The sequence below is a fragment of the Flavobacterium sp. GNP002 genome, assembly GCF_054343795.1.
In genome coordinates this window covers 776,916-798,712 of the sequence record NZ_JBTGUW010000001.1, presented here as the reverse complement: position 1 = coordinate 798,712, position 21,797 = coordinate 776,916, and the positions used below count along the sequence as shown (strand labels likewise).

18 protein-coding genes and 1 tRNA gene are annotated in these 21,797 nt (G+C 33.6%); 9 read left to right on the top strand and 10 right to left on the bottom strand.

Annotated features, from left to right (window positions below; genetic code table 11):
* Window positions 1–133 precede the first annotated feature (133 nt).
* The 3 genes from rpsB to rplM all read right to left on the bottom strand — a co-directional run bounded on the left by rpsB (window position 134) and on the right by rplM (window position 1,946).
* Window positions 134–931, bottom strand: a complete 798-nt coding sequence (gene rpsB / locus ACXX80_RS03570; protein ID WP_417979929.1) for a 30S ribosomal protein S2 — start codon at window positions 929–931, stop codon at window positions 134–136.
* Window positions 932–1,104: 173 nt separating this feature from the next.
* A complete protein-coding gene (gene rpsI, locus ACXX80_RS03565) occupies window positions 1,105–1,491 on the bottom strand; it encodes a 30S ribosomal protein S9 (protein ID WP_066080508.1) in 387 nt (128 codons plus the stop codon).
* The gene (gene rplM, locus ACXX80_RS03560; RefSeq protein WP_035669714.1) at window positions 1,491–1,946 is read right to left on the bottom strand and encodes a 50S ribosomal protein L13; all 456 of its coding nucleotides are present in this window, start codon (window positions 1,944–1,946) and stop codon (window positions 1,491–1,493) included. The genes rpsI and rplM overlap by 1 nt, the downstream gene beginning before the upstream one ends.
* A 343-nt stretch (window positions 1,947–2,289) precedes the next feature.
* On the opposite strand from rplM, the gene ACXX80_RS03555 reads away from it, so the two are divergent.
* Complete coding sequence (locus ACXX80_RS03555) at window positions 2,290–3,312, top strand: LacI family DNA-binding transcriptional regulator (protein WP_458552041.1); 1,023 nt, start codon at window positions 2,290–2,292, stop codon at window positions 3,310–3,312.
* A gap of 78 nt (window positions 3,313–3,390) precedes the next feature.
* Here ACXX80_RS03555 and polA read toward each other — a convergent pair whose 3' ends face one another.
* Window positions 3,391–6,234: a DNA polymerase I gene (polA, locus tag ACXX80_RS03550; RefSeq protein WP_458552039.1), complete on the bottom strand. Its 2,844-nt coding sequence runs from the start codon at window positions 6,232–6,234 to the stop codon at window positions 3,391–3,393.
* A gap of 357 nt (window positions 6,235–6,591) precedes the next feature.
* Here polA and ACXX80_RS03545 point away from each other — a divergent pair, with 357 nt between their 5' ends.
* From ACXX80_RS03545 to ACXX80_RS03535, 3 genes are all read left to right on the top strand, one after another.
* The gene (locus ACXX80_RS03545; RefSeq protein ID WP_458552037.1) at window positions 6,592–8,094 is read left to right on the top strand and encodes a phage tail-like protein; all 1,503 of its coding nucleotides are present in this window, start codon (window positions 6,592–6,594) and stop codon (window positions 8,092–8,094) included.
* A gap of 178 nt (window positions 8,095–8,272) precedes the next feature.
* Complete coding sequence (locus ACXX80_RS03540) at window positions 8,273–9,508, top strand: metallophosphoesterase (protein ID WP_458552036.1); 1,236 nt, start codon at window positions 8,273–8,275, stop codon at window positions 9,506–9,508.
* Between the two features lie 72 nt (window positions 9,509–9,580).
* Window positions 9,581–9,877 (top strand): thioredoxin family protein, encoded by a 297-nt coding sequence (locus tag ACXX80_RS03535; protein WP_099714276.1) that lies wholly within the window; start codon window positions 9,581–9,583, stop codon window positions 9,875–9,877.
* 9 nt (window positions 9,878–9,886) lie between these two features.
* Here the strand turns inward: ACXX80_RS03535 and ACXX80_RS03530 are convergent, their stop codons facing one another.
* The gene (locus ACXX80_RS03530; RefSeq protein ID WP_458552033.1) at window positions 9,887–10,534 is read right to left on the bottom strand and encodes a polysaccharide deacetylase family protein; all 648 of its coding nucleotides are present in this window, start codon (window positions 10,532–10,534) and stop codon (window positions 9,887–9,889) included.
* 82 nt (window positions 10,535–10,616) lie between these two features.
* Window positions 10,617–13,898, bottom strand: a complete 3,282-nt coding sequence (locus tag ACXX80_RS03525; RefSeq protein ID WP_458552031.1) for a glycosyltransferase family 117 protein — start codon at window positions 13,896–13,898, stop codon at window positions 10,617–10,619.
* Between the two features lie 238 nt (window positions 13,899–14,136).
* Between ACXX80_RS03525 and ACXX80_RS03520 the strand changes: the two genes are divergently transcribed.
* Window positions 14,137–14,207, top strand: a tRNA-Gln gene (locus tag ACXX80_RS03520).
* A 140-nt stretch (window positions 14,208–14,347) separates the two neighbouring features.
* On the opposite strand, the gene ACXX80_RS03515 is transcribed toward ACXX80_RS03520, so the two are convergent.
* The 3 genes from ACXX80_RS03515 to ACXX80_RS03505 form a co-directional block, all read right to left on the bottom strand.
* Complete coding sequence (locus ACXX80_RS03515; RefSeq protein WP_458552029.1) at window positions 14,348–14,668, bottom strand: universal stress protein; 321 nt, start codon at window positions 14,666–14,668, stop codon at window positions 14,348–14,350.
* A 135-nt stretch (window positions 14,669–14,803) separates the two neighbouring features.
* Window positions 14,804–15,085: a universal stress protein gene (locus ACXX80_RS03510; protein WP_458552027.1), complete on the bottom strand. Its 282-nt coding sequence runs from the start codon at window positions 15,083–15,085 to the stop codon at window positions 14,804–14,806.
* On the bottom strand, window positions 15,078–15,170 hold the full coding sequence (locus tag ACXX80_RS03505) for a universal stress protein (RefSeq protein WP_417963775.1): 93 nt from the start codon (window positions 15,168–15,170) through the stop codon (window positions 15,078–15,080). The genes ACXX80_RS03510 and ACXX80_RS03505 overlap by 8 nt, the downstream gene beginning before the upstream one ends.
* 176 nt (window positions 15,171–15,346) lie before the next feature.
* Between ACXX80_RS03505 and rimP the strand changes: the two genes are divergently transcribed.
* From rimP to ACXX80_RS03485, 4 genes are all read left to right on the top strand, one after another.
* Window positions 15,347–15,811, top strand: coding sequence for a ribosome assembly cofactor RimP (rimP, locus tag ACXX80_RS03500; protein WP_417963773.1), 465 nt, complete (start codon window positions 15,347–15,349; stop codon window positions 15,809–15,811).
* A gap of 13 nt (window positions 15,812–15,824) precedes the next feature.
* Window positions 15,825–17,078 (top strand): transcription termination factor NusA, encoded by a 1,254-nt coding sequence (nusA, locus tag ACXX80_RS03495; protein WP_039108733.1) that lies wholly within the window; start codon window positions 15,825–15,827, stop codon window positions 17,076–17,078.
* A 113-nt stretch (window positions 17,079–17,191) separates the two neighbouring features.
* Window positions 17,192–20,089, top strand: a complete 2,898-nt coding sequence (infB, locus tag ACXX80_RS03490; protein WP_458552024.1) for a translation initiation factor IF-2 — start codon at window positions 17,192–17,194, stop codon at window positions 20,087–20,089.
* Window positions 20,090–20,167: 78 nt separating this feature from the next.
* Window positions 20,168–21,268, top strand: a complete 1,101-nt coding sequence (locus ACXX80_RS03485; protein WP_458552022.1) for a DUF6563 family protein — start codon at window positions 20,168–20,170, stop codon at window positions 21,266–21,268.
* Window positions 21,269–21,297: 29 nt separating this feature from the next.
* On the opposite strand, the gene ACXX80_RS03480 is transcribed toward ACXX80_RS03485, so the two are convergent.
* The gene (locus tag ACXX80_RS03480; RefSeq protein WP_458552020.1) at window positions 21,298–21,687 is read right to left on the bottom strand and encodes an SPOR domain-containing protein; all 390 of its coding nucleotides are present in this window, start codon (window positions 21,685–21,687) and stop codon (window positions 21,298–21,300) included.
* Window positions 21,688–21,797 lie beyond the last annotated feature (110 nt).

The following is a 21,797-nucleotide window of genomic DNA, read 5'->3' as shown; positions in this document are numbered from 1 at the left end:
GTTGTATTATTTTTTAAGGTTAAAAGTAAAAAATTCCAAGTGTTAAATCCAATTTCCAATTTTATTAAATTATCAACATATTGTTTCTAATTATTTTTGGAGAGGAATTTAAAACTTGGAATTAAATGTTTATTTATTCTTCAGTTGCAGTTGGAGCAGCAGCTTCTACAGCAGGAGCTACTTCTACAGCTTCAGCAGCAGGAGCAACAACTTCAGCAGTAGCTTCAGTTTCTTTGTCAGAACCTCTATCAGAAAGTCCTTCAACAATTGCAGCTGTAACTAAAGATAAAATTTTATCAATTGATTTAGAAGCATCATCATTTGCAGGAATTACATATTCTACTTCACGAGGATCAGAATTTGTATCAACCATTGCAAAAACTGGAATGTTTAATTTTTGAGCTTCTTTTATAGCGATGTGTTCCGCTTTGATATCAACTACGAACAATGCAGCTGGTAGTCTAGACATGTCAGCGATTGAACCTAAATTTTTCTCTAATTTAGCACGAAGACGATCTACTTGCAAACGCTCTTTTTTAGAAAGGGTCATGAATGTACCATCTTTCTTCATTTTATCAATAGTAGCCATTTTTTTAACAGCTTTACGGATAGTTACGAAGTTAGTTAGCATTCCACCAGGCCATCTTTCAGTGATGTAAGGCATGTTTGCAGCTTTTGCTTTTTCAGCAACGATGTCTTTTGCTTGTTTTTTGGTAGCAACAAATAATATTTTTCTACCTGATGCAGCGATTTTTTTCAAAGCGTCATTCGCTTCTTCAATTTTTGCTGCAGTTTTATATAGATTGATAATGTGAATACCATTACGCTCCATATAAATGTAAGGAGCCATGTTTGGATCCCATTTTCTAGTCATGTGTCCGAAGTGAACACCTGCTTCTAGTAATTCTTTTACTTCTACTTTGTTTGCCATTTTGTTCTAGTTTACGTTCTGTTGATTAGCAATGAATAAATGGCGGTTTCCCGGCTTTATACATTTAGATGCTAAACTATTTCCTACCTCAGTAGGAGAGCAACAACAACTGTTTTTTTAAATTCAATAATAAATGAACGATGTCTTGTCCCATTTGAACAAGACAGGTAATATTAACGTTTAGAGAATTGGAATCTCTTACGAGCTTTCTTCTGACCGAATTTCTTACGTTCAACCATTCTTGGATCTCTTGTCAATAAACCTTCTGGTTTCAAGATAGCTCTGTTTTCAGCATTTACTTCACACATAACGCGTGCCAATGCCATTCTTACAGCTTCTGCTTGACCAGTTGAACCACCACCGTAAACGTTAACTTTTACGTCAAAGTTGCTTACATTTTCTGTCATAGACATAGGTTGTAATACTTTGTACTGTAAAGTTGCAGTTGGGAAGTACGTTTCGAATGCTTTTTTGTTTACAGTGATTACTCCTGTTCCTTCTGAAACATAAACACGTGCAACAGCGGTTTTTCTTCTACCGATTTTGTGAATAACTCCCATTACTTAAGATCGTTAAGGTTAACTGTTTTAGGTTTTTGAGCGCCTTGTTTGTGCTCAGATCCTACAACAACATTTAAATTTCTAAAAAGTTCAGCACCTAATTTATTTTTAGGTAACATCCCTTTTATTGCTTTTTCAACTAGTAATGCAGGGTTTTTTGATTGCAATACTTTAGCAGTTAAAGTTCTTTGACCTCCTGGATAACCTGTGTGACGGATGTATGTTTTTTCATCCATTTTGTTACCTGTAAGGTTAATTTTTTCTGAGTTGATAACGATTACGTTATCACCGCAGTCCACGTGTGGTGTGTAACTTGGCTTGTACTTACCTCTCAAAATCATAGCGACTTTTGAAGCAAGACGACCTAAGTTGTGACCATCAGCATCTACAACAATCCACTCTTTAGTAACGGTGGCTTTGCTTGCTGATTGTGTCTTGTAGCTTAATGCGTCCATAATATATTTTTAATTAAACATTCCATCCCCAATAAAGGGGTTGCAAAAGTACAATTAATTATTTTAAATACAAATACCTTAAATGAATATTTTTTTCTCGTTTTTACTCTGATTATCAAATGTATATTTAAAATAATGTTCTAAGATTGAATTTGTGTTTCTCACTTCTGCCTGAGTTGAATTCAATATGCTGTCGTTTTGATTTAATATTATTGTACATTTCTAATTTTCAGGAGCAAATTTTACATTTTATTGGCTATTTTTGTCATTTAAGTGGGTAATATTCTAATTATTCATATCTTGTTACTTTTTTTATTATTAAAATTACTTCAAATATCTCCTTATGAAAGCTAAAGCTACTTTAAAACAAATCGCTAAAGAACTGAATGTTTCTGTTTCTACAGTTTCTAAAGCGTTGAACGATAGTCCGGAGATTAGCGAACAGACAAAGGTTAAAATTAAAGAATACGCAAAACTTAAAAATTACAAACCGAATGTAATTGGTTTGAATCTTAAGAACAGAAAAACCAAAACCATTGGTGTTATTATTCCAAATATTCTGAATTCCTTTTTTGCCAAAGTATTTAGCGGTATCGAGAAAATCGCTGATGAAAAGGGATACAATGTTATTATGTGTATCTCTAACGAATCAGCAGAAAAAGAAGCCCATACTCTAGAGATGTTAAGTAATGGAACCATTGATGGATTTATTGTTTCTGTTTCTGAAGAAGCTCAAAAAAACCAGGATTACGAGCATTTCTCCGCAATCATTAATGATGGAACTCCTATTGTTATGTTTGATCGAATTGCAGACGGCGTTGATTGTGATAAAGTAATTGTTGATGATTTTGATTCGGCTTTAAATTCAACTCAGCATTTAATTGATTTAGGATGTAAGCATATTGCTTTGTTGTCCTCCATTGATAATTTGAGTGTGGGTAAATTAAGGGCCGATGGATATTTGAAAGCATTGGAGAATAACAATATTGCTGTCAATAATGATATTATTTTAAGAACTGATTCTGAAGATGATTTAAAGGATAAAATTAAAAAAGTATTTGATAACAAAATAGACGGAATCTTTGCTCTTGAGGAAAATGACTCCGTAGCGGCTTTGCGTATTGCGCTTAAAAAAGGATATAAAGTACCGGAAGATATTTCTATCATTGGTTTTGCCGATGGAATTCTAGCTTCCCGTAGATTGTCTCCAAGTTTAACTACGGTAAGTCAGCACGGAATAGAAATAGGTGAAGTGGCCGCTAAATTACTTATTGACAGATTAGAATCTAAAGAAGAGCATATTCCATATGAAACGGTTGTCATTAAAACAAAATTGAAAGAAAGAGAGTCAACAAGAAAATTGTAGCAACTCATTTTATATACAGCAAAAAAAATCTCTAATCGTTTTTGAATGATTAGAGATTTTTTTTGAGTGAGATTAATTTTAATGCGCTTCCAGCCAATCTTTTCCAGCTCCTAAATCAACATCTAAAGGAACTTCTAACTTGAAAGCATGTTCCATTTCATGTTTAATCATTGGTTTGATTTTTTCTAGTTCATCATTATGTACGTCAAACACAAGTTCATCATGAACCTGTAACAACATTTTGCTTTTCCAGTTTTCCGAAATTAATTTTTCATGAATATTGATCATTGCAATTTTGATGATATCGGCAGCACTTCCTTGAATTGGTGCATTTACTGCATTTCGTTCTGCACCACCGCGAACAATTGCGTTTTGCGAATTAATATCTTTCAAATAACGACGACGCCCTAGGATTGTTTGTACATAACCATTGTCTCTCGCGAAATCTATTTGTTCTTGAATGTAGGATTTTAATCTTGGATAGGTTTGGTAATAGGCCTCAATTAAATCAGCGCTCTCTTTGCGAGATAAGTTAGTTTGATTACTCAATCCAAAAGCCGAAACCCCATATATAATTCCAAAGTTTACCGTTTTAGCATGACTTCGTTGCTCGCGAGTTACTTCTTCCAGCGGTACATTAAAGACTTTTGAAGCGGTAGATTTGTGAATGTCTTCATGATTTTGGAATGCCTTAATCATGTTTTCTTCACCACTTAATGCAGCAATTACACGTAATTCTATTTGAGAATAATCCGCAGAAACCAACGTGTAGTTTTCATCTCGGGCTACAAAAGCTTTTCTAATCTGTCTTCCTCGCTCCGTACGAATCGGGATGTTTTGTAAGTTGGGATTATTCGAACTCAAACGACCTGTTGCTGCAACGGTTTGCATATAATCGGTATGGATGCGCTGCGTGATTTTGTCTACTTGGTTTGGCAAAGCCTCGACATAAGTGTTTTGTAATTTTACTAATTGCCTCCAATCCAGAATATCTTTTACAATTGGGTTTTCAGCAGCTAAATAGCTTAAGATTTCCTCTCCGGTTGCATATTGACCAGTTTTGGTTTTCTTTTGTTTTACGCCTCCAATTTTTAATTTATCGAATAAAACATCACCCAGTTGTTTCGGGGAAGCTAGGTTGAATTTCTCTCCTGCAGTTTCAAATATGTTTGCTTCTAATATTTTAATGTCATCGTCTAATGTTTTTGACAGTGATTTTAAGAAATCTACATCAACACGAATTCCTTCTTTTTCCATATCAGCCAAAACTTTTACTAATGGAATTTCGATTTCCTCAAAAAGTTTCTTGGTTCCGGTTTTATCCAATTCTAAGGTGAATATTTCCTTAAGTTGCAAGGTTACATCGGCATCTTCAACGGCATATTCTTTTATTTCTTCCAATTCAACGTCGCGCATTGATTTTTGGTTTTTTCCTTTTTTACCAATTAAGGTTTCAATGGATTGAGGTGAATATTTCAAATATGTTTCCGATAAAATATCCATATTATGACGCATATCCGGATTAATCAGATAATGTGCAATCATGGTATCAAATAGTTTCCCTTTTACGGAAATGTTATAATTAGAAAGAATTTTTAAATCATATTTTAAATTCTGACCAATTTTTTCGATGTTTTCATTTTCGAAAAAAGGAATGAATTTTTCAATTAAAGCTTGTGCTTCTTCTTGATTTTCCGGAAATGGAACATAGAATCCCTTTCCTTTTTCATACGAAAATGATATTCCCACTAGTTCGGCGTGCAAAGCATCAAGTCCGGTTGTTTCTGTATCAAAACATACTGAAGATTGTTTTTGTAAATTTTGCAACAACAATCGTAGTCCTAAATCCCCTTGAATAATCTGATAAGAATGTTCGGTGTTTTCTAATGAATTGTAGTATTGATGACGGGTTTCTTCCGAAGAATCGTCTTGGATGGCACTTCCAAAAAGGTCGAACTGCTCTTCGTTTTTTGGTTGTGGTTTTTTATAAAGTTTAGTTTCGTCAACTGGATTGCTGTTGTCGGTTGTACTTCCGCCTTTTTTGAATATGGCGTCAAATTGTTCCGCCATTCTTCTGAACTCTAACTCATTGAAAAGTGCATCTGTTTTTTCGACATCTGGAGTTGATAATTCGTAATCGGCTACGTCAAAAATAACAGGGCAATCCAGTAAAATTGTCGCTAAGGTTTTAGATAATAATCCTTTTTCTTTGTTGGCTTCAATGTTTTCTTTCATTTTCCCCTTTAGCTTGTCAGTATTTGCCAAAAGATTTTCCATTGTTCCAAATTCCTTCAACAGTTTCTTAGCCGTTACTTCGCCTACGCCAGGAAGTCCTGGAATATTATCGGCAGCGTCACCCATCATTCCAAGAAAGTCGATTACTTGGTCTGGTCTTTCGATTTCAAATTTTGCCAAAACCTCTGGAATTCCCCAAATTTCAATTCCATTACCCATTCGGGCAGGTTTATACATGAATATGTTTTCAGAAACCAGTTGTGCAAAATCCTTATCCGGCGTAACCATAAAGACTTTGTAATTCTGTTTTTCTGCTTGTTTAGCTATAGTTCCAATTAAATCATCAGCTTCATATCCTTTTACTTCTATAATAGGAATATGCATGGCTTTTAGTAAATCTTGGATATAAGGAATCGCAATTTTAATAGCTTCGGGAGTAGCGTCGCGATGGGCTTTGTATTCTGGAAAAATATCATTTCTCAATTGACTTCCACCATTATCAAAGGCAACGGCTAAATGGTCTGGTTTTTCTCTTTTAATTACATCCATTAAGGAATTCATGAAACCCATAATGGCTGATGTGTCCATTCCTTTAGAGTTGATTCTTGGATTTTTTATAAAAGCATAATAACCTCTAAAGATTAAAGCATAGGCATCAAGAAGGAAAAGTCTTTTTTGTTGTGACATAATTGTGGTTTTGTAAAGTTTTCAAAAGTACAAAACTTGTGAGATAAAGGAGTGAAATATTTCTTGTGATTGACACAAGAGCTCTTTTTTTAGTTTCCAAAAAATTTCACCTGTTTTTTTGAAATCAATTCTTTAACTCTTGACAAACTACGAACAATTATTTTGTAAGAAAATAGTTAATAATCTTTTTTTTAAAGTTTAATGCTGTGTGTTAAATTATAAGAATATACATAAGTATTAATAGAAATAATGCTTTTAATCGATTATTTATGTATTTAAACGTTATTTTTTATAAATTTGTACATCAAGTTTTGAGTTCATGAGGTTCTTTTTATTTAATCTTTAATTCGTTATATTATGAGAAAAAATTATTTTTCTAAAAAGGTATTACAAGCCTGTGTGTTATTTTTCATGATAATAACTGCAAATGTGTTTGCTCAAGTAGGCATAGGAACTATTGCACCTCATGCAAGTTCAGTATTAGATGTGTCATCAACCACTCAGGGCATGCTTACGCCAAGAATGACTACAGCACAGCGCTTAATCATTGCTTCTCCTGCTGATGGTTTAATGGTTTATGATACGGATTTAAAATCGTTTTACTACTACAATTCAACTATAACATCATGGAATGTAATAATTAGTGGTACAACGGGTAGATTAAAGTATAAAAGAATTAAATCTACTGATGTTCTGGCTACTGTTCTAGCAGCGGAGAAAATAGCGGGAAGTAATTTGAAGTATAAATTGAGTGCTGATACTTACTATGAAATCAATGGGATAATAAATTTTGATTTACCTATTGATCTAAACAATGCTTACTTAGTGGGGCTAGATGCAAATGAAGATGTTTTATTTAAATCCAGTGGATTTCTGTTTGAAGGAGCTACGGGAGGGACCATTAAAACTCTTACTATTTCTGGAGGAAGTTCTGTTTTTAATTTGGTAGCAAGTGGAAATACACAAAGTTTTATTTTCAGAGATTCTATTGTTGCAAACTCTGCTAATGTAGGTACAATTAGTGGTTTTGGCTTAGTGTTTTTCTCCGTGATTAATTATGTAGCAAATGTAACAGGGATAACTTACACTGATAATACTCGAGTACTTTTGAGTAATACGGCTTGGTTTGGTAATAATGCAGGGATTTTTGAAAAGTTTACAGGTACATTTTCATTGATCCAAAAACAAGGTGGTTTCTGTGAAGTAAATGGCGGAGCCGTGGGAGTAGATGTTAGTGCAAATCCAATTATAACAGGTGATGCAGTAATGGAATCAGTTGTTTTTACAGGTACGGTCTCTGGAGGGAAATATGTAAATGGGTATACTCCTGCAACTTATTTAGGCTATAATTTTGATAATAATTGGAATGTAAGATGTTCAGGTATTCCAACGGAAATAGATGCATCAGCCATAGGGAACTTATACGATCCCAGTAACACAGTTTCTACGAGAACTGTAGCAACTACTCAAAATGTAGGTTATAAGGTCAGTACAAACGTTACTACATCCGATGAACTACTAAGATTTAGTTCAAGTACTTCCGGTAGACTTACTTATAAAGGGAAAAAGACACGTTCATTTCAAGTTAACTCATCAATTGCCTTCATAGAATCAACTTCGGGAACAAACGCAACATATGTGTTTTATTTTGTGAAAGTTGGCTCAAATGGAAGTACAATTACACCGCTTCCAGCAACAGAAACGTATATTGATACAAACAGTGGGTATACGCAAGCTTTTCCCGTAAGTGGTTCTGTTACACTAGCTCAAAACGAGTCAGTTGAAGTGTGGTTAAAGCGAGTAAATACAGGTACAAAGATAAATGTGGATACTTTTTCATTTAACATGACTTTAAAATAAATCTTGTTTTGCAACATTTAAATTTTTAAATATTATAAGAAGCTGAAATAGTGATATTTCAGCCTTTTTATTTTTTAGATAACTTTTTAAGATGAAAGTAGAATATTTTAGTTAAATTTAGATTAATAAAAATTTATTATTATTTCTTAATTTGTTATTTTGTTAAAAATTTTTTAAAATGATCTTTCGTATCGTATTCTTGTGCTTAATCCTTCTTATTATTGAGCTTTATACTTTTCAAGTATTAAAAACTTTAATAAAATCAAAGCCAGTATTGTATTCAATTCAGGGTATTAGCATATTGGTTTTAGTATATATCGTTTATTCTTTGATGCAATTTGATCGTAACTCAGGGCAAACCAGGCAATTGATGGTTATCATGGGTTTGTTGCTTATTGTTTATGTTCCAAAATTAATTTTGACATTGATATTAATGGGAGAAGACATCTTTAGATTAGGTGCCGGAACGGTTAACTATTTTGCTAATTATGATAAAAACACAGACTTTCTAAATTCAAGAAGAAAATTTATCAGCCAGGTAGGTCTTGGGCTCGCAGCTGTTCCTTTTTTATCTTTAATATATGGAGTGACCATAGGCAAATACAATTATAAAGTCATCAAGCAGCGTATATTTTTCCCGGATTTACCAGATGCTTTTGATGGTTTTACCATTACTCAAATATCAGATGTTCACAGCGGAAGTTTTGATAATCCGGAGAAAATTAATTATGCAATAGATTTAGTCAATGAACAAAATTCAGATATGATTTTGTTTACTGGAGATATTGTGAATACAGATGCCAAAGAAATGCATCCCTGGATAGAAACCTTTAACAGAATTAAAAAACATGAATACGGGAAATTTTCCGTTTTAGGGAATCACGATTATGGCGAATATGTAACTTGGCCATCAGAAGCGGCAAAAGAGGATAATTTTAAAGCTATAAAAAGTTTGTATGGGGAAATTGGTTTCAATTTATTACTGAATGAGCATACTTTTATCGAAAAAGGAGATGCCAAAATAGCATTGGTTGGTGTCGAAAACTGGGGTCATAACTTCAAACAGGCTGGAGATTTGAACAAAGCTGCGGGGTCTTTAAAGAAAGAAGATTTCAAGATTTTGATGAGTCATGATCCTTCGCATTGGGAGCATGTTGTGCAACATGATGAGAAGCATTATCACCTCACGCTTTCGGGTCATACACACGGAATGCAATTTGGAATCGAAATACCAGGTTATTTCAAATGGAGTCTGGCGCAGTATGTTTACAAACAATGGGCTGGTTTGTACGAAAATCTAGGCCGATACGTTTATGTAAACAGAGGTTTTGGCTTTCATGCCTATCCGGGTAGAGTAGGAATCATGCCGGAAATAACGGTCATCGAACTAAAAAAAGGTGTTAATGTGGCATAATTCGTTTAAAATGCTACATTTGTAAAATAAATATCTCTTTTTAGTGAATTTAAAAATTAAATTTTTGGTTTTATGTCAAAATTTGGAGAACTTATAAATGCTCAAGTACCTGTGTTAATAGACTTTTACACAGAATGGAATGAGCCTTCAGTTTCAATGCATCCTGTAATTAGAGATGTAGCAGCCGCTCTTGGCGATAAAGCAAAAGTCATAAAGATTGATGTGGATAAGAATCAAGAATTAGCCGATGCTTTGCGCATTAAAGGTTTGCCTACGTTGATGATTTACAAACAAGGTCAAATGATATGGAGACAATCCGGAGAATTAGATGCGAACACTATTATTAGTATTGTTCAAGAACAATTGTAACGTATTTCATTACAACACCTCACAATTAAAATTATTTTCTTTTAAATAAGCTAATGTTTTAGGCAATACGTATGCTAAGTTTTTGAAAGCTTTTATGCTGTCGTGGAAAACAATTACACTTCCTGGTCTTAGATTTGATAGTACATTTTCTAAGCATTTTTCCTGCGATAAAGTTTGATCAAAATCAGCACTAAGTACGTCCCACATAATTATTTTGTAACCCAGTTTTCTAATTTTTTTAGATTGAGATGCTTTTATCTTCCCATAAGGTGGACGAAATAGAGTAGATTTTAGATTAGAGGAACTATTTTTTTGAATCGTTTCTTTGCATCGTTTTGTGTTCTCAATATAGGTTTCTGTTGGCGTTTTCCATCCGTTCAAATGATTAAAAGTATGATTTCCTATAGAGTGACCTTCGCTAATTACCTTTTTGAATATTTCAGGGTTTTTATCAATATTGTCTCCAATGCAAAAAAAAGTAGCTTTTACGTTGTACTTTTTTAATTCATCCAAAACCCATTCTGTGACTTCTGGAATAGGTCCATCATCAAATGTGAGGTAGACTGTATTGCTGTTTCCAGCATTTGGAAAATCCCAAGTATAATTTGAGAATATCTTTTTTATAAGCCAATTTGTCTTTATCCAGTAAAATTTCATTTTTTAGTTTTAAAATTAAAAAAAAATAGCGACATTTTTCAATATCGCTACCTTTTCTAATCAGGATCTTTTTTGTTTAAAATTATTCTTTTTCGCGTCCAAAGCGGTCAAACATTTTAATGTAAGTGTTAAATACGATTCTGTTTTTATTATAAAAATCTAAATCGCCATTTTCTTTCATTACGGTCAAAAGACTTCTGTATCGCTCAATATCAGTGATAATAGGAATGGCAATACTAGTTTGCTCAGAAGATTTTAGATTGCCATAATAATTAAGGTTCTCTCTGTATTTTAGAATTAATTTATCCAACAATTGTTGTGCTTTTAATTTCTCATCGATTTTATAATATCCTCCAGCGAAAGGTTCTACTAAAGAATAATAGTCGAAATATTCCACAGGCATTTTTGTCATTGCCAAATCGATAATTTTTTTTGCTTTATCTTTTTGTCCTTCAACAATTAACTGATTCATTAATCTTGAAAGGTTGGTTCTGTATGTTATGCTATTTCTGCGAGTTTCAGGGTCATGATAAATTTTTGGATTTTCGCCATTGCCCCAATCCCATTTCATTACTTTAGCATACATTTTATCAGAATCTATTTGTCCCATATCAAGTGGACTTGCATCTTTTGACAAAGCGGTTCTTATTGGAACGAGTTTGTAAACCATTCCTTCTAATTGAAGGTATTCTTTCATCCAGATATAATCTTCACTGTCAAATGCGCCGCCGCTAAAATAGATTGGTCTTTTCCAATTGTTATTGGCAACAATGTCAAGCATCATTAATCTGTTTTTGTACAATGCATTTCCTTTGATGTCCAAGTCAATGTAGGGTACAATAGAATCATTGTGTTTAGGATTAACTACTTTATTTTTGATGATTGTATTTTTATCAACAGGAATTCGAATCTTATTTGTAGGGTAAAAATGGATTGTTTGTCCATTTTGCATTTCTACAGTTGATTTTGGATTTTTGATAAAATTGATAAAGTCTTTTATGTCCCAACGGCTTTCAACTTTTGGAATGTGAGCTACATAATCCAGTTTATCACCTACATATTCATCGTGTGTAAATGAAATAGGAAGAGCATCTGATTCGTATGTTTTAGTTTTCATCTGATCGATATACCAATCTGTCATGAAAAGGCTTGTGTTTACAATTTTGATATCCGTTCTCACTTTTTCAATCTCTTGTGCGTACCAAAGCGGGAACGTATCATTATCACCAATCGTGAATAAAATAGCGTCCGGATCACATGATTCCAGATATGCTTTTGCCATTGCAACTGCAGTGTATTTCCCGGAACGGTCGTGATCATCCCAGTTTTGTGAAGCCATAAGAACTGGAGCTGCTAGTAAGCTGGCTGCAATTATAATAGGACCTGCCAGTTTTGGAGCTAGATATTTCTGGGCACTTTCATATAATGCATAAACACCAAAGCCTATCCAAATGGCAAATACATAAAAGGAACCTACTAAGGCGTAATCTCTCTCTCTAGGTTCGAAAGGTCTTTCGTTTAAGTAAATTTTTAATGCTATTCCCGTAAAAAGGAATAAGGCGAGTAATACATAGAAACTTTTTAAGTCTTTATTGGCGTGATACATTAAACCGATTAAGCCGAGAATAAATGGCAGAAAGAAATACACATTTCGACCTTTATTGTTTAATACATCCGAAGGAAGATTGGCTTGACTTCCTAAGTGTAATTCGTCTATAAATGATATACCGCTAAGCCAGTTCCCATCGAGATAGTCGTATTTTCCCTGAACATCATTTTGTCTACCAACAAAATTCCACATCAAGTATCTCCAGTACATATAACCAAACTGGTATTCAACCATGAATCCTAAATTGTCAGCAGTTGTTGGTTTTTCAACAATTAAATAATCACCATAGCTTTTCAGGAACGTAACATAGCCTTCGTTGTCAATTTGATTTTGAGCGTAAGCTTGCCTGAATTCAGTAACAATTTTTTCAGTTTCATTTTTCAGTTGAGCAATAGCCTTGTTGAAATCTTCCTCGCTCAATTGACTCGGATCGATACCGTATTTAGCTAAATCATCCTCATATGGATAATCAGGATTTAATCTGAATTGAGGCGGATTTGTAAAATTCATGTAGTTCTCGATGTGCTCACCGCTCCACATTCTTGGCAAAATAGTTTTATGATTGTTATCGGTATTTTGCTCCGCATTTTTGAAGTTATTCGTAATAATATATTTCCCTGTTTTATAATCTCTTTCGTAATTGGGCGCTTTATTTAAGTAAGGATTGTTCTTGTCTAAACCAGCAAAAGCTTCGGTGTATTGAGGGCCATAAAACAAAGGATTTACACCGTATTGTTCTCTGTTGTAGTAGGCAAGAACTTCAGCTGCATCCGAAGGTTTATTTTCGTTGATTACGGTATTGGCATTTGCTCTGATTGGTAACATCATCCATGTAGAGAAACCAATTAAAATAAACAATACGCAAAGGATTATAGTATTGTAGAATGCGAAACCTTTTTGTTTGGTGTATTTTAATCCAAAGTAAAAGAAAGCAATTAAGACTAAAGCAACAAACATGGTTCCTGAGTCAAATGGTAATCCTAAATTGTTGACCATGAAAACTTCGGTTTTACCGAAGAATCCCATAGTCAAAGGAAGAAGTAATTTGAAAATAAATAATAGAATGGCAATAACAACAACATTTGCAATGATGAAATTTTTGAGAGTAACTACTTTATAGTTTTTGAAAAAATAAAGGAAACCTATCGCTGGAATTGTTAATAATGCCATGAAATGGACTCCAAAAGAAAGCCCGACAACAAGAGATATGATTAAAAGCCATTTGTTTCCTCTTGGCTTGTCCATGTCTTGTTCCCATCGTAAACCTAACCAAAATAATAAAGCAATAAATAAAGATGCCATAGCATATACTTCGGCTTCTACAGCATTGAACCAAAAACTATCTGAGAAAGTATAGGCTAAAGCTCCTACGAATGAACTTCCAAGAATAACAATGTCATTGTTTTTACTTGTCTCTGAAAATCGAGAAACTATTTTTTTTAACACTATCGATGAAGACCAAAATAAGAATAAAATGGTAAATGCACTTGAAAACACAGACATCATGTTTACCATTAATGCAATTTTTGTATTGTCTGAGGCAAACATGGCGAAAAAAGCACCAATCATTTGGTATAAAGGCGCTCCGGGAGGATGGCCTACTTCAAGTTTTGCTGCTGTGGCTATGTATTCGCCACAATCCCAAAAACTCATTGTAGGTTCAACGGTTAAAGTGTATGTTAATAATGCTATTACAAATGTAAGCCAACCAATAATTGTATTCCATTTATTGAAATTGAATGCTGCTTTATCCATGTACTAAAATTTAATTTAATTTTGAGTTACAAAGAAAATGTTTTTTTGTTTAACCTTGATAGCATTAACAATATTTTCTGGAAAAGTATTGCATTTCAATAACACATTGATTGTAAGGGTTTTTGGTGGTTTTTTGAAGTTGAGTTTAATTTTAAGTAAATTTTTTTTGATAAAAATGCCAAAAAAGTTTGTGCAAACTAAAATTTATTTTAAATTTGCACTCGCTTAGCAGCAATGCTGGTCTATGGTGTAATGGTAACACAACTGTTTTTGGTGCAGTCTTTCAAGGTTCGAGTCCTTGTAGACCAACGTAAAACCCCTCATTTCTGAGGGGTTTTTTTATGCAATAAATTTAACAGATTGTTTTTTGGGATTTATTCTATAGAAATGCCTCTGATAAACGAGAGGTTGGATTTAAGTCATTTTATTTAATTTTCCTTTTGGATTAATTAAATCTTGAAAGTTATTACCGGTTTGACGGTGTGGTTGACTAGGTTTTCACTGATGCTACCGTTGAAGAAATGAGCAAATCCTGTTCTTCCATGTATGCAAAGGCCTATTAAATCAGCATCAATGCTATTGGTGAAATTAATGATTCCGTTTTCTATATTAACGTCGTTGTAGATGTGTGTAGAGTAATTTTCGATTTCAAAAGAGGCGATGAATTTTTTCATTATCTCCTCGGACATTTTTTTGGTTTTGAAGCTGTTGGGTGTGCAAATCACAACTAAGTATAGATTTACATTGAATATTTTTGCAAATTCTATCATTTTTTTGAAAGGTTTTTTAATTTCTTTTGAAAAATCAGAAGCAAACACAAAGTTGTTGAATTTAAAGTCACGAATATTCTTTTTTATAACCAATGCTGGGATTTCTGACAGTCGAACTACTTTTTCTGTGTTGGATCAAATAGGTACTTCTTCGATGCCTGAAGTTCCCTTTGAACCCATTACAATTAAATCAATTTCATTTTTTTTATTAAAAGATAAAATACCGGTAAAAGCTCTTTCGAATAGCACGGATGCGTTTGTTGAAATTCCTTTTAAATAGGGCTGTTTCTTGATTTTCTGGAGTGTTTCGTTTGTTTTTTTTATAAACAACATTACTACGGGTGTGTTGCTTCCGCCAGTTACTGCCTCGTTTATTTGGTTTGGTAATTCCAATAAATGCAACAAAAAATTATGCAATTATTTTTTTTGCAATTATGGCAGCCACATTTAAAGCGTTTTCGGAATATTCAGAAAAATCGGTAGGGACTAAAATTCGTTTCATAATTATAAAGTGTTAAATTATGATAAAAACTGTTATTTTAATGCTCCTATAAAGATAAGAAATTATTTTAGAGCAATCGATTATTTTAGTTTATAAAAAAAAACACTATATTTGCACCGTTATTTATTAAAATCTAGATAATGAGGGGACTAAATGTCCCCTCTTTTTATAAAAATATGACATTTAAAGAAAAAGTAAATACGTTGTTGACGGAAGGCTTGTTAGAAAAGCCATCAATTTTTTTGATAGACCTTATCATTACTGATGCTTTCAAGGTTATTGTGACTTTGGACGGTGATAATGGAGTGGCACTTCAAGATTGCATAGATGTGAGTAAATTCATAGATAGTAATCTGGATAGAGAGGAACAAGATTACTCTCTGGAAGTAGCTTCAGTAGGAGTTGGATCACCATTGAAATTAATAAGACAATACAAGAAAAATATAGGCCGAACATTGATTGTGAAGACTTCGGTTGAAATTATTGAAGCAGAATTAGCCGATGCTAATGATGATTTTGTAATTTTGTCTTGGAAAGCACGAGAGCCTAAAAAGATAGGGAAAGGGAAAGAAACGGTTCAAAAAGAACTTAAATTACCTTACGCAGATATAAAAGAAGCAATTGTTACAGTAACATTTTAATTAAAGAATTCGCATGGAAAATTTAGCATTAATCGATTCATTCTCAGAGTTTAAAGATGATAAACTTATTGATCGTGTAACGCTTATGGCAATTTTGGAAGATGTATTTAGAAATGCATTGAAGAAAAAATACGGTTCAGATGATAATTTTGATATCATTATAAATCCTGATAAAGGAGATATGGAGATATGGCAGAGAAGAGTAATCGTTGCGGATGAAGATTTGGATTTTGATCATCTTGAAATCACTTTGACTGAAGCTAGAAAAATTGAGCCTGATTTCGAAATTGGCGAAGAAGTTTCCGAAGAGGTGAAATTAATTGATTTAGGAAGAAGAGCAATTTTAGCTTTGCGTCAGAATTTGATTTCTAAAATCCATGAACATGATAACACAAATCTTTACAAACAATTTAAAGATTTAATAGGTGATATTTATACTGCTGAAGTACACCATGTGCGTCCAAGAGTCGTTATTTTGGTTGATGATGAAGGAAATGAAATTATTCTACCAAAAGAAAAACAAATCCCTTCTGACTTTTTCCGTAAAGGAGATAACGTTAGAGGAATAATAGAAAGCGTTGAATTAAAAGGAAATAAACCTCAAATTATTATGTCTAGAACTTCTGAGAAGTTTTTGGAAAAATTATTTGAACAAGAAATTCCTGAAGTATTTGACGGTTTAATCATGGTTAAGAAAGTGGTAAGAATCCCTGGTGAAAAAGCAAAAGTAGCCGTAGATTCTTATGATGACAGAATTGACCCTGTTGGGGCTTGTGTGGGTATGAAAGGATCTCGTATTCATGGAATTGTACGTGAATTAGGAAACGAAAATATCGACGTTATCAATTATACAAGTAACATTCAGTTATTTATAACTAGAGCATTAAGCCCTGCAAAAGTGTCTTCTATTAAAATAAATGAAGAGACAAAAAGAGCAGAAGTTTTCTTGAAGCTTGAAGAAGTTTCAAAAGCAATTGGTCGTGGTGGACACAACATTAAATTAGCGGGTTTATTGACTGGTTATGAGCTAGACGTTATTCGTGAAGGAGATGTCGCAGGTGCTACAGCTGATGAGGATGATGTTGAATTAACTGAGTTTTCAGATGAAATTGAAGACTGGGTTATTGAAGAATTTGCAAAAATTGGTTTGGATACAGCAAAAAGTATCTTAAAACAAGATGTGGAAGATTTAGTAAGAAGAACAGACCTAGAAGAGGAAACAATTCTAGATGTAATGAGAATATTGAAAGAAGAATTTGACAGTTAGTCAAAAGTATCTTCAACGATAAACATGCCACTTTACAATAAATTCTTGCTCGATAGGTATCGGGTTGGGAGTAAAGTGAGGAATAACAAAAAAGGTAATAATAAAAAGGTTTTATGTCTGAAGAGAGAATTATTAGAATAAACAAAGTTTTAAGGGAATTGAATATTTCTTTAGAAAGAGCTGTGGATTATCTAAAAGATAAGGGGATTGCTATTGAAGCAAATCCAAACGCAAAAATTTCTGATGATGTATACAATGTCTTGTGCGGTCAGTTTGCAGGTGACAAAGGGAATAAGGAGGCTTCTAAAGAAGTAGGGGAAGAGAAAAGAAAAGAAAAAGAAGCTTTACGTTTAGAACGAGAGAAAGAAATCGAAGACAAACGTAAAATTGAGGAAGAGCGCTTAAAACAACAAGAAGTTATAAAAGCGAGAGCAGTTATAGCTGGTCCGGTTCAAGTAGGTAAGATTGATCTTAATCCAAAAAAACCGTCAATTATTGCTCCTGTAAAAGTAGCTGAAAAAGTAGAAGCTCTCGTAGCTGATGTGCCTGATGTAAAAGCTGTCTCGAAAGAAGTTTCACCTGAGAAACCGTTAGCTGAAAAACTGTCAACTGAGAAACCTGTTTCAGACAAAAAAGAGGTAAAACCTATTGTTGGGATTAAAGAGGTTAAAACAGAAACTCCTAAAGAAGTTCCTGCTGAACCAAAAGTGGTTGCAAAAACCGAGGCAGTTAAAGTTGATGAAGCACCTGTTGATGAAACCATCACCACGCAATATCAAAAACTATCGGGAACTACTTTAACGGGTCAGATAATTGATTTATCTCAATTCAACAAACCGAAAAAGAAAAAAGAAGAACCGAAAATCACTCCGAATAAACCGGGTGCTCCAGGTTCGGCTGCAGCCAATGCAAATAAAAACAAGCGTAAAAGGATTGCTCCTAAACCGGGTGCTCCTAGACCGCCTGCAACACCGGGAGTTCCTGGTGCGCCAAACCCTAACAAGATTACACCTAATACTGGTGGTGGTGGATTCAATGCAAACAGAAGTGCTAGGCCTGGTTTTGTAAAAGGAAACAGACCTGCCATTGTTGCAAAAGTGGAGCCTACTGAGGAAGAAGTTAAAAATCAAATTAGAGAGACTTTAGAGAAGCTGCAAGGTAAAGGTGGTAAATCTAAAGCCGCTAAATATAGAAGAGATAAAAGAGATACACATCGTCAGAAATCTGATGATGAGCAAAGAGCTATTGACGAAGGCAGTAAAACTATTAAGGTTACTGAGTTTGTTACTGTAGGTGAAATTGCAATCATGATGGATGTGCCAATTACTAAAGTTATTGGAACGTGTATGTCACTTGGAATCATGGTTACTATGAACCAACGTCTTGACGCAGAAACCTTGACTATTGTTGCTGATGAATTTGGTTATGAAGTTGAATTTATCACTGTAGACATCGAAGAAGCAATTCAAGTTGTTGAAGACAGAGAGGAAGATTTAGTTTTCAGAGCGCCAATTGTAACGGTAATGGGTCACGTCGATCACGGTAAAACATCGTTACTGGATTACATTCGTAAAGAAAACGTAATCGCAGGTGAGTCTGGAGGAATTACACAGCATATTGGAGCCTACGGAGTAACTTTAGATAACGGACAAAAAATTGCATTCTTAGATACACCAGGTCACGAAGCGTTTACTGCGATGCGTGCGCGTGGTGCTCAAGTTACAGATATTGCTATTATTGTAATTGCTGCTGATGATGACATCATGCCGCAAACTAAAGAAGCAATCAGCCATGCTCAAGCAGCTGGAGTTCCTATCATATTTGCTATCAATAAAATTGATAAGCCAAATGCTAATCCTGAAAAAGTAAAAGAAAGATTAGCAGGTATGAATTTACTTGTTGAAGATTGGGGTGGAAAAATTCAATCACATGACATTTCTGCGAAAGTAGGAACAGGTGTAAAAGAATTATTAGAAAAAGTATTGCTAGAAGCAGAACTTTTAGATTTGAAATCAAATCCAAATAAAGCGGCTTCTGGAACTGTTGTCGAGGCTTTCCTAGATAAAGGAAAAGGATATGTTTCCACGATATTAGTTCAAAACGGAACGTTGAAAATTGGAGATTATATGTTAGCTGGTAAGCATCATGGTAAAATTAAAGCCATGCATGACGAAAGAGGGAATATAGTAACTGTTGCGGGTCCTTCGACTCCGGTTTCAGTTCTAGGTCTTGATGGAGCAGCAACTGCGGGTGATAAGTTCAATATTTTTGAAGATGAAAAAGAAGCGAAACAAATTGCTTCAAAACGTTCTCAATTGATGCGTGAGCAATCCGTACGTACACAACGTCATATTACATTAGATGAAATTGGACGTAGAATTGCATTGGGTCAATTTAAAGAATTGAACATTATCCTTAAAGGAGATGTGGATGGTTCTGTTGAAGCATTGTCTGATTCGTTCTCTAAATTATCTACTGAAGAAATTCAAATTAATATTATCCATAAAGGTGTTGGAGCAATTACTGAAACTGACGTAATGTTGGCTTCTGCTTCAGATGCAATTATTATTGGATTTAATGTTCGTCCTGCTGGAAATGCAAGACAATTAGCTGATAAAGAGGAAATCGATATCCGTTACTACTCTATTATTTACGCTGCTATCGATGACTTGAAAGATGCAATGGAAGGAATGCTAGCTCCAGAGATGAAAGAAGAAATTCTGGGTACAGCTGAAATTAGAGAGATATTCAAAATCTCGAAAGTGGGTTCAATTGCAGGATGTATGGTTATGGATGGTAAAATTGTCCGAAGCGCTAAAATGAGAATTATTAGAGAAGGTGTAGTTGTCTTTACAGGAGAGCTTTTAGCACTGAAACGTTTCAAAGACGATGTGAAAGAAGTGGCCAAAGGTTACGATTGTGGTATTCAAGTGAAAGGATACAACGACATCGAAGAAAGAGATGTTATTGAATCGTACCATGAAGTTGCTGTTAAAAAGAAACTGAAATAAAATTTCATTATATTAAAATTAAAATCCCGATTCATTCGGGATTTTTTTATTTTTATAGCAAACTAAATTTTTTTATTTATGAATAAATTACTTGCGTTATTTTTTGTTGTAGTTAGCACGGTTGCCTTTTCTCAAAATAAAACGGAATTCCACAAAGTATCTTTAAAAGATAAAAAAGATAATGCTGTTGGCTTTAATTTTTATGTTGAGAATGTTCATGATGGAAGGCAGTTTAAAGAAAATATTGGAACCGTTCAAAAAGGAGGTTTTAATAGAAAAGTATTAGCTAATTTTGAAAAACCTTTGGCAGAAGAGTTTTTGGATTACCTCGCTGTTATTTGTCCAAAGCAAGAAAATAAGTCTAAAATTTCTATCCGAATTAATGATCTGTATGTTTCTGAACTTACAAGAGCAATGTCCGAAACAGGATACGCAACTTTAGCAATTGATGTAATAGAGTCTAAAGAAGGTGTGGATTATATTGTAGGTTCGTATACGGCTTCAACAGAAAGTAACGGTATGGATGTTACCGGTAAACACGATGAACGATTGAAGAAAGTTTTACAGGATTGTTTGAATAACTATATAAAAACAAGTGATACCGATAAAACGGCTTTAGTTTTTGATGCTAATCAGAGTATTAAAACTAAAATGATTGCAGATGTTCCGATCAAAGGTGTTTATTTGACTTATGCTGATGTTTTAAATGGAAAACCATTAGATGGTACTAAGTTTGAAATCACGAACAAAAATGAAAAGTTTTATTTGCTTAATAAAGCTACCAATTCAGGAGAACTGAATTATTATGGATTTAGCGATGGAGAAAATTTTTACATTAATGTTTCAAAATATGCAAGTTCAAAACATTATGCCAAGACGGAAATTATTAGTGGTAAGTATTACATTGAAAATGTAATTTATAATTCTAATAATGCGATTGCTATGGGAGCGATGTTTGGATTGATTGGAGTTGCAATTGCTTCTGCGGCCGGTGATGCATCAATTCCTATGCTTATTGATTGTTATACAGGGCAGCCATCCTTTTTATCTAATAGTGAGATGAAAGTGATGTTGTCATCTTATCCGGAGCTTTTAAAAGAATTTAAGGATGGTAATAAAAGTAGTGGAGATAAAAAAGATATTATTAAGAAGTATTACCAAGTAACTTTGGGACAATAAAAAAAGACACCTGATTAGGTGTCTTTTTTTTATTTGTTAGGCTTTATTAAATGTAAATTACTGTATCTTTTTTTGATTTCGATTAGATTTCGTTCTGCTTCGATTCGTGTTTTAAAATTACCTACATAAACTTTGTAATTTGGTGTAAAGAAAACAATAGTGCCATCTATATCTCTGAATTCTTGTTTGAAATCATTTAATGTTTTTTTAGCTTTTTCGCTATCTCCACTGAAAATTTGAATTTTATAATAGTCATTTACAGTGTTTGAAACATTTGTTTTTCTCTTTTCATTTAATAATTGTTCAAATTTTGAGTCTTGATTTACTCTGATGTTTCCGTCTTGTGCGTTTACATTGCAATAGGAAATAAATAAGATCAGAGACATAAAAAATGCTTTTCTAAGGGCTAAAATTCTCATAATGTGATTGTTTTTGTGCAAAAGTAATATTTAATGACTGATAGCAAATACTAAATGTTATTTAGAATTAATATAAATTGAAATTAAGATTATTTTAAGGTTTTGAGAAT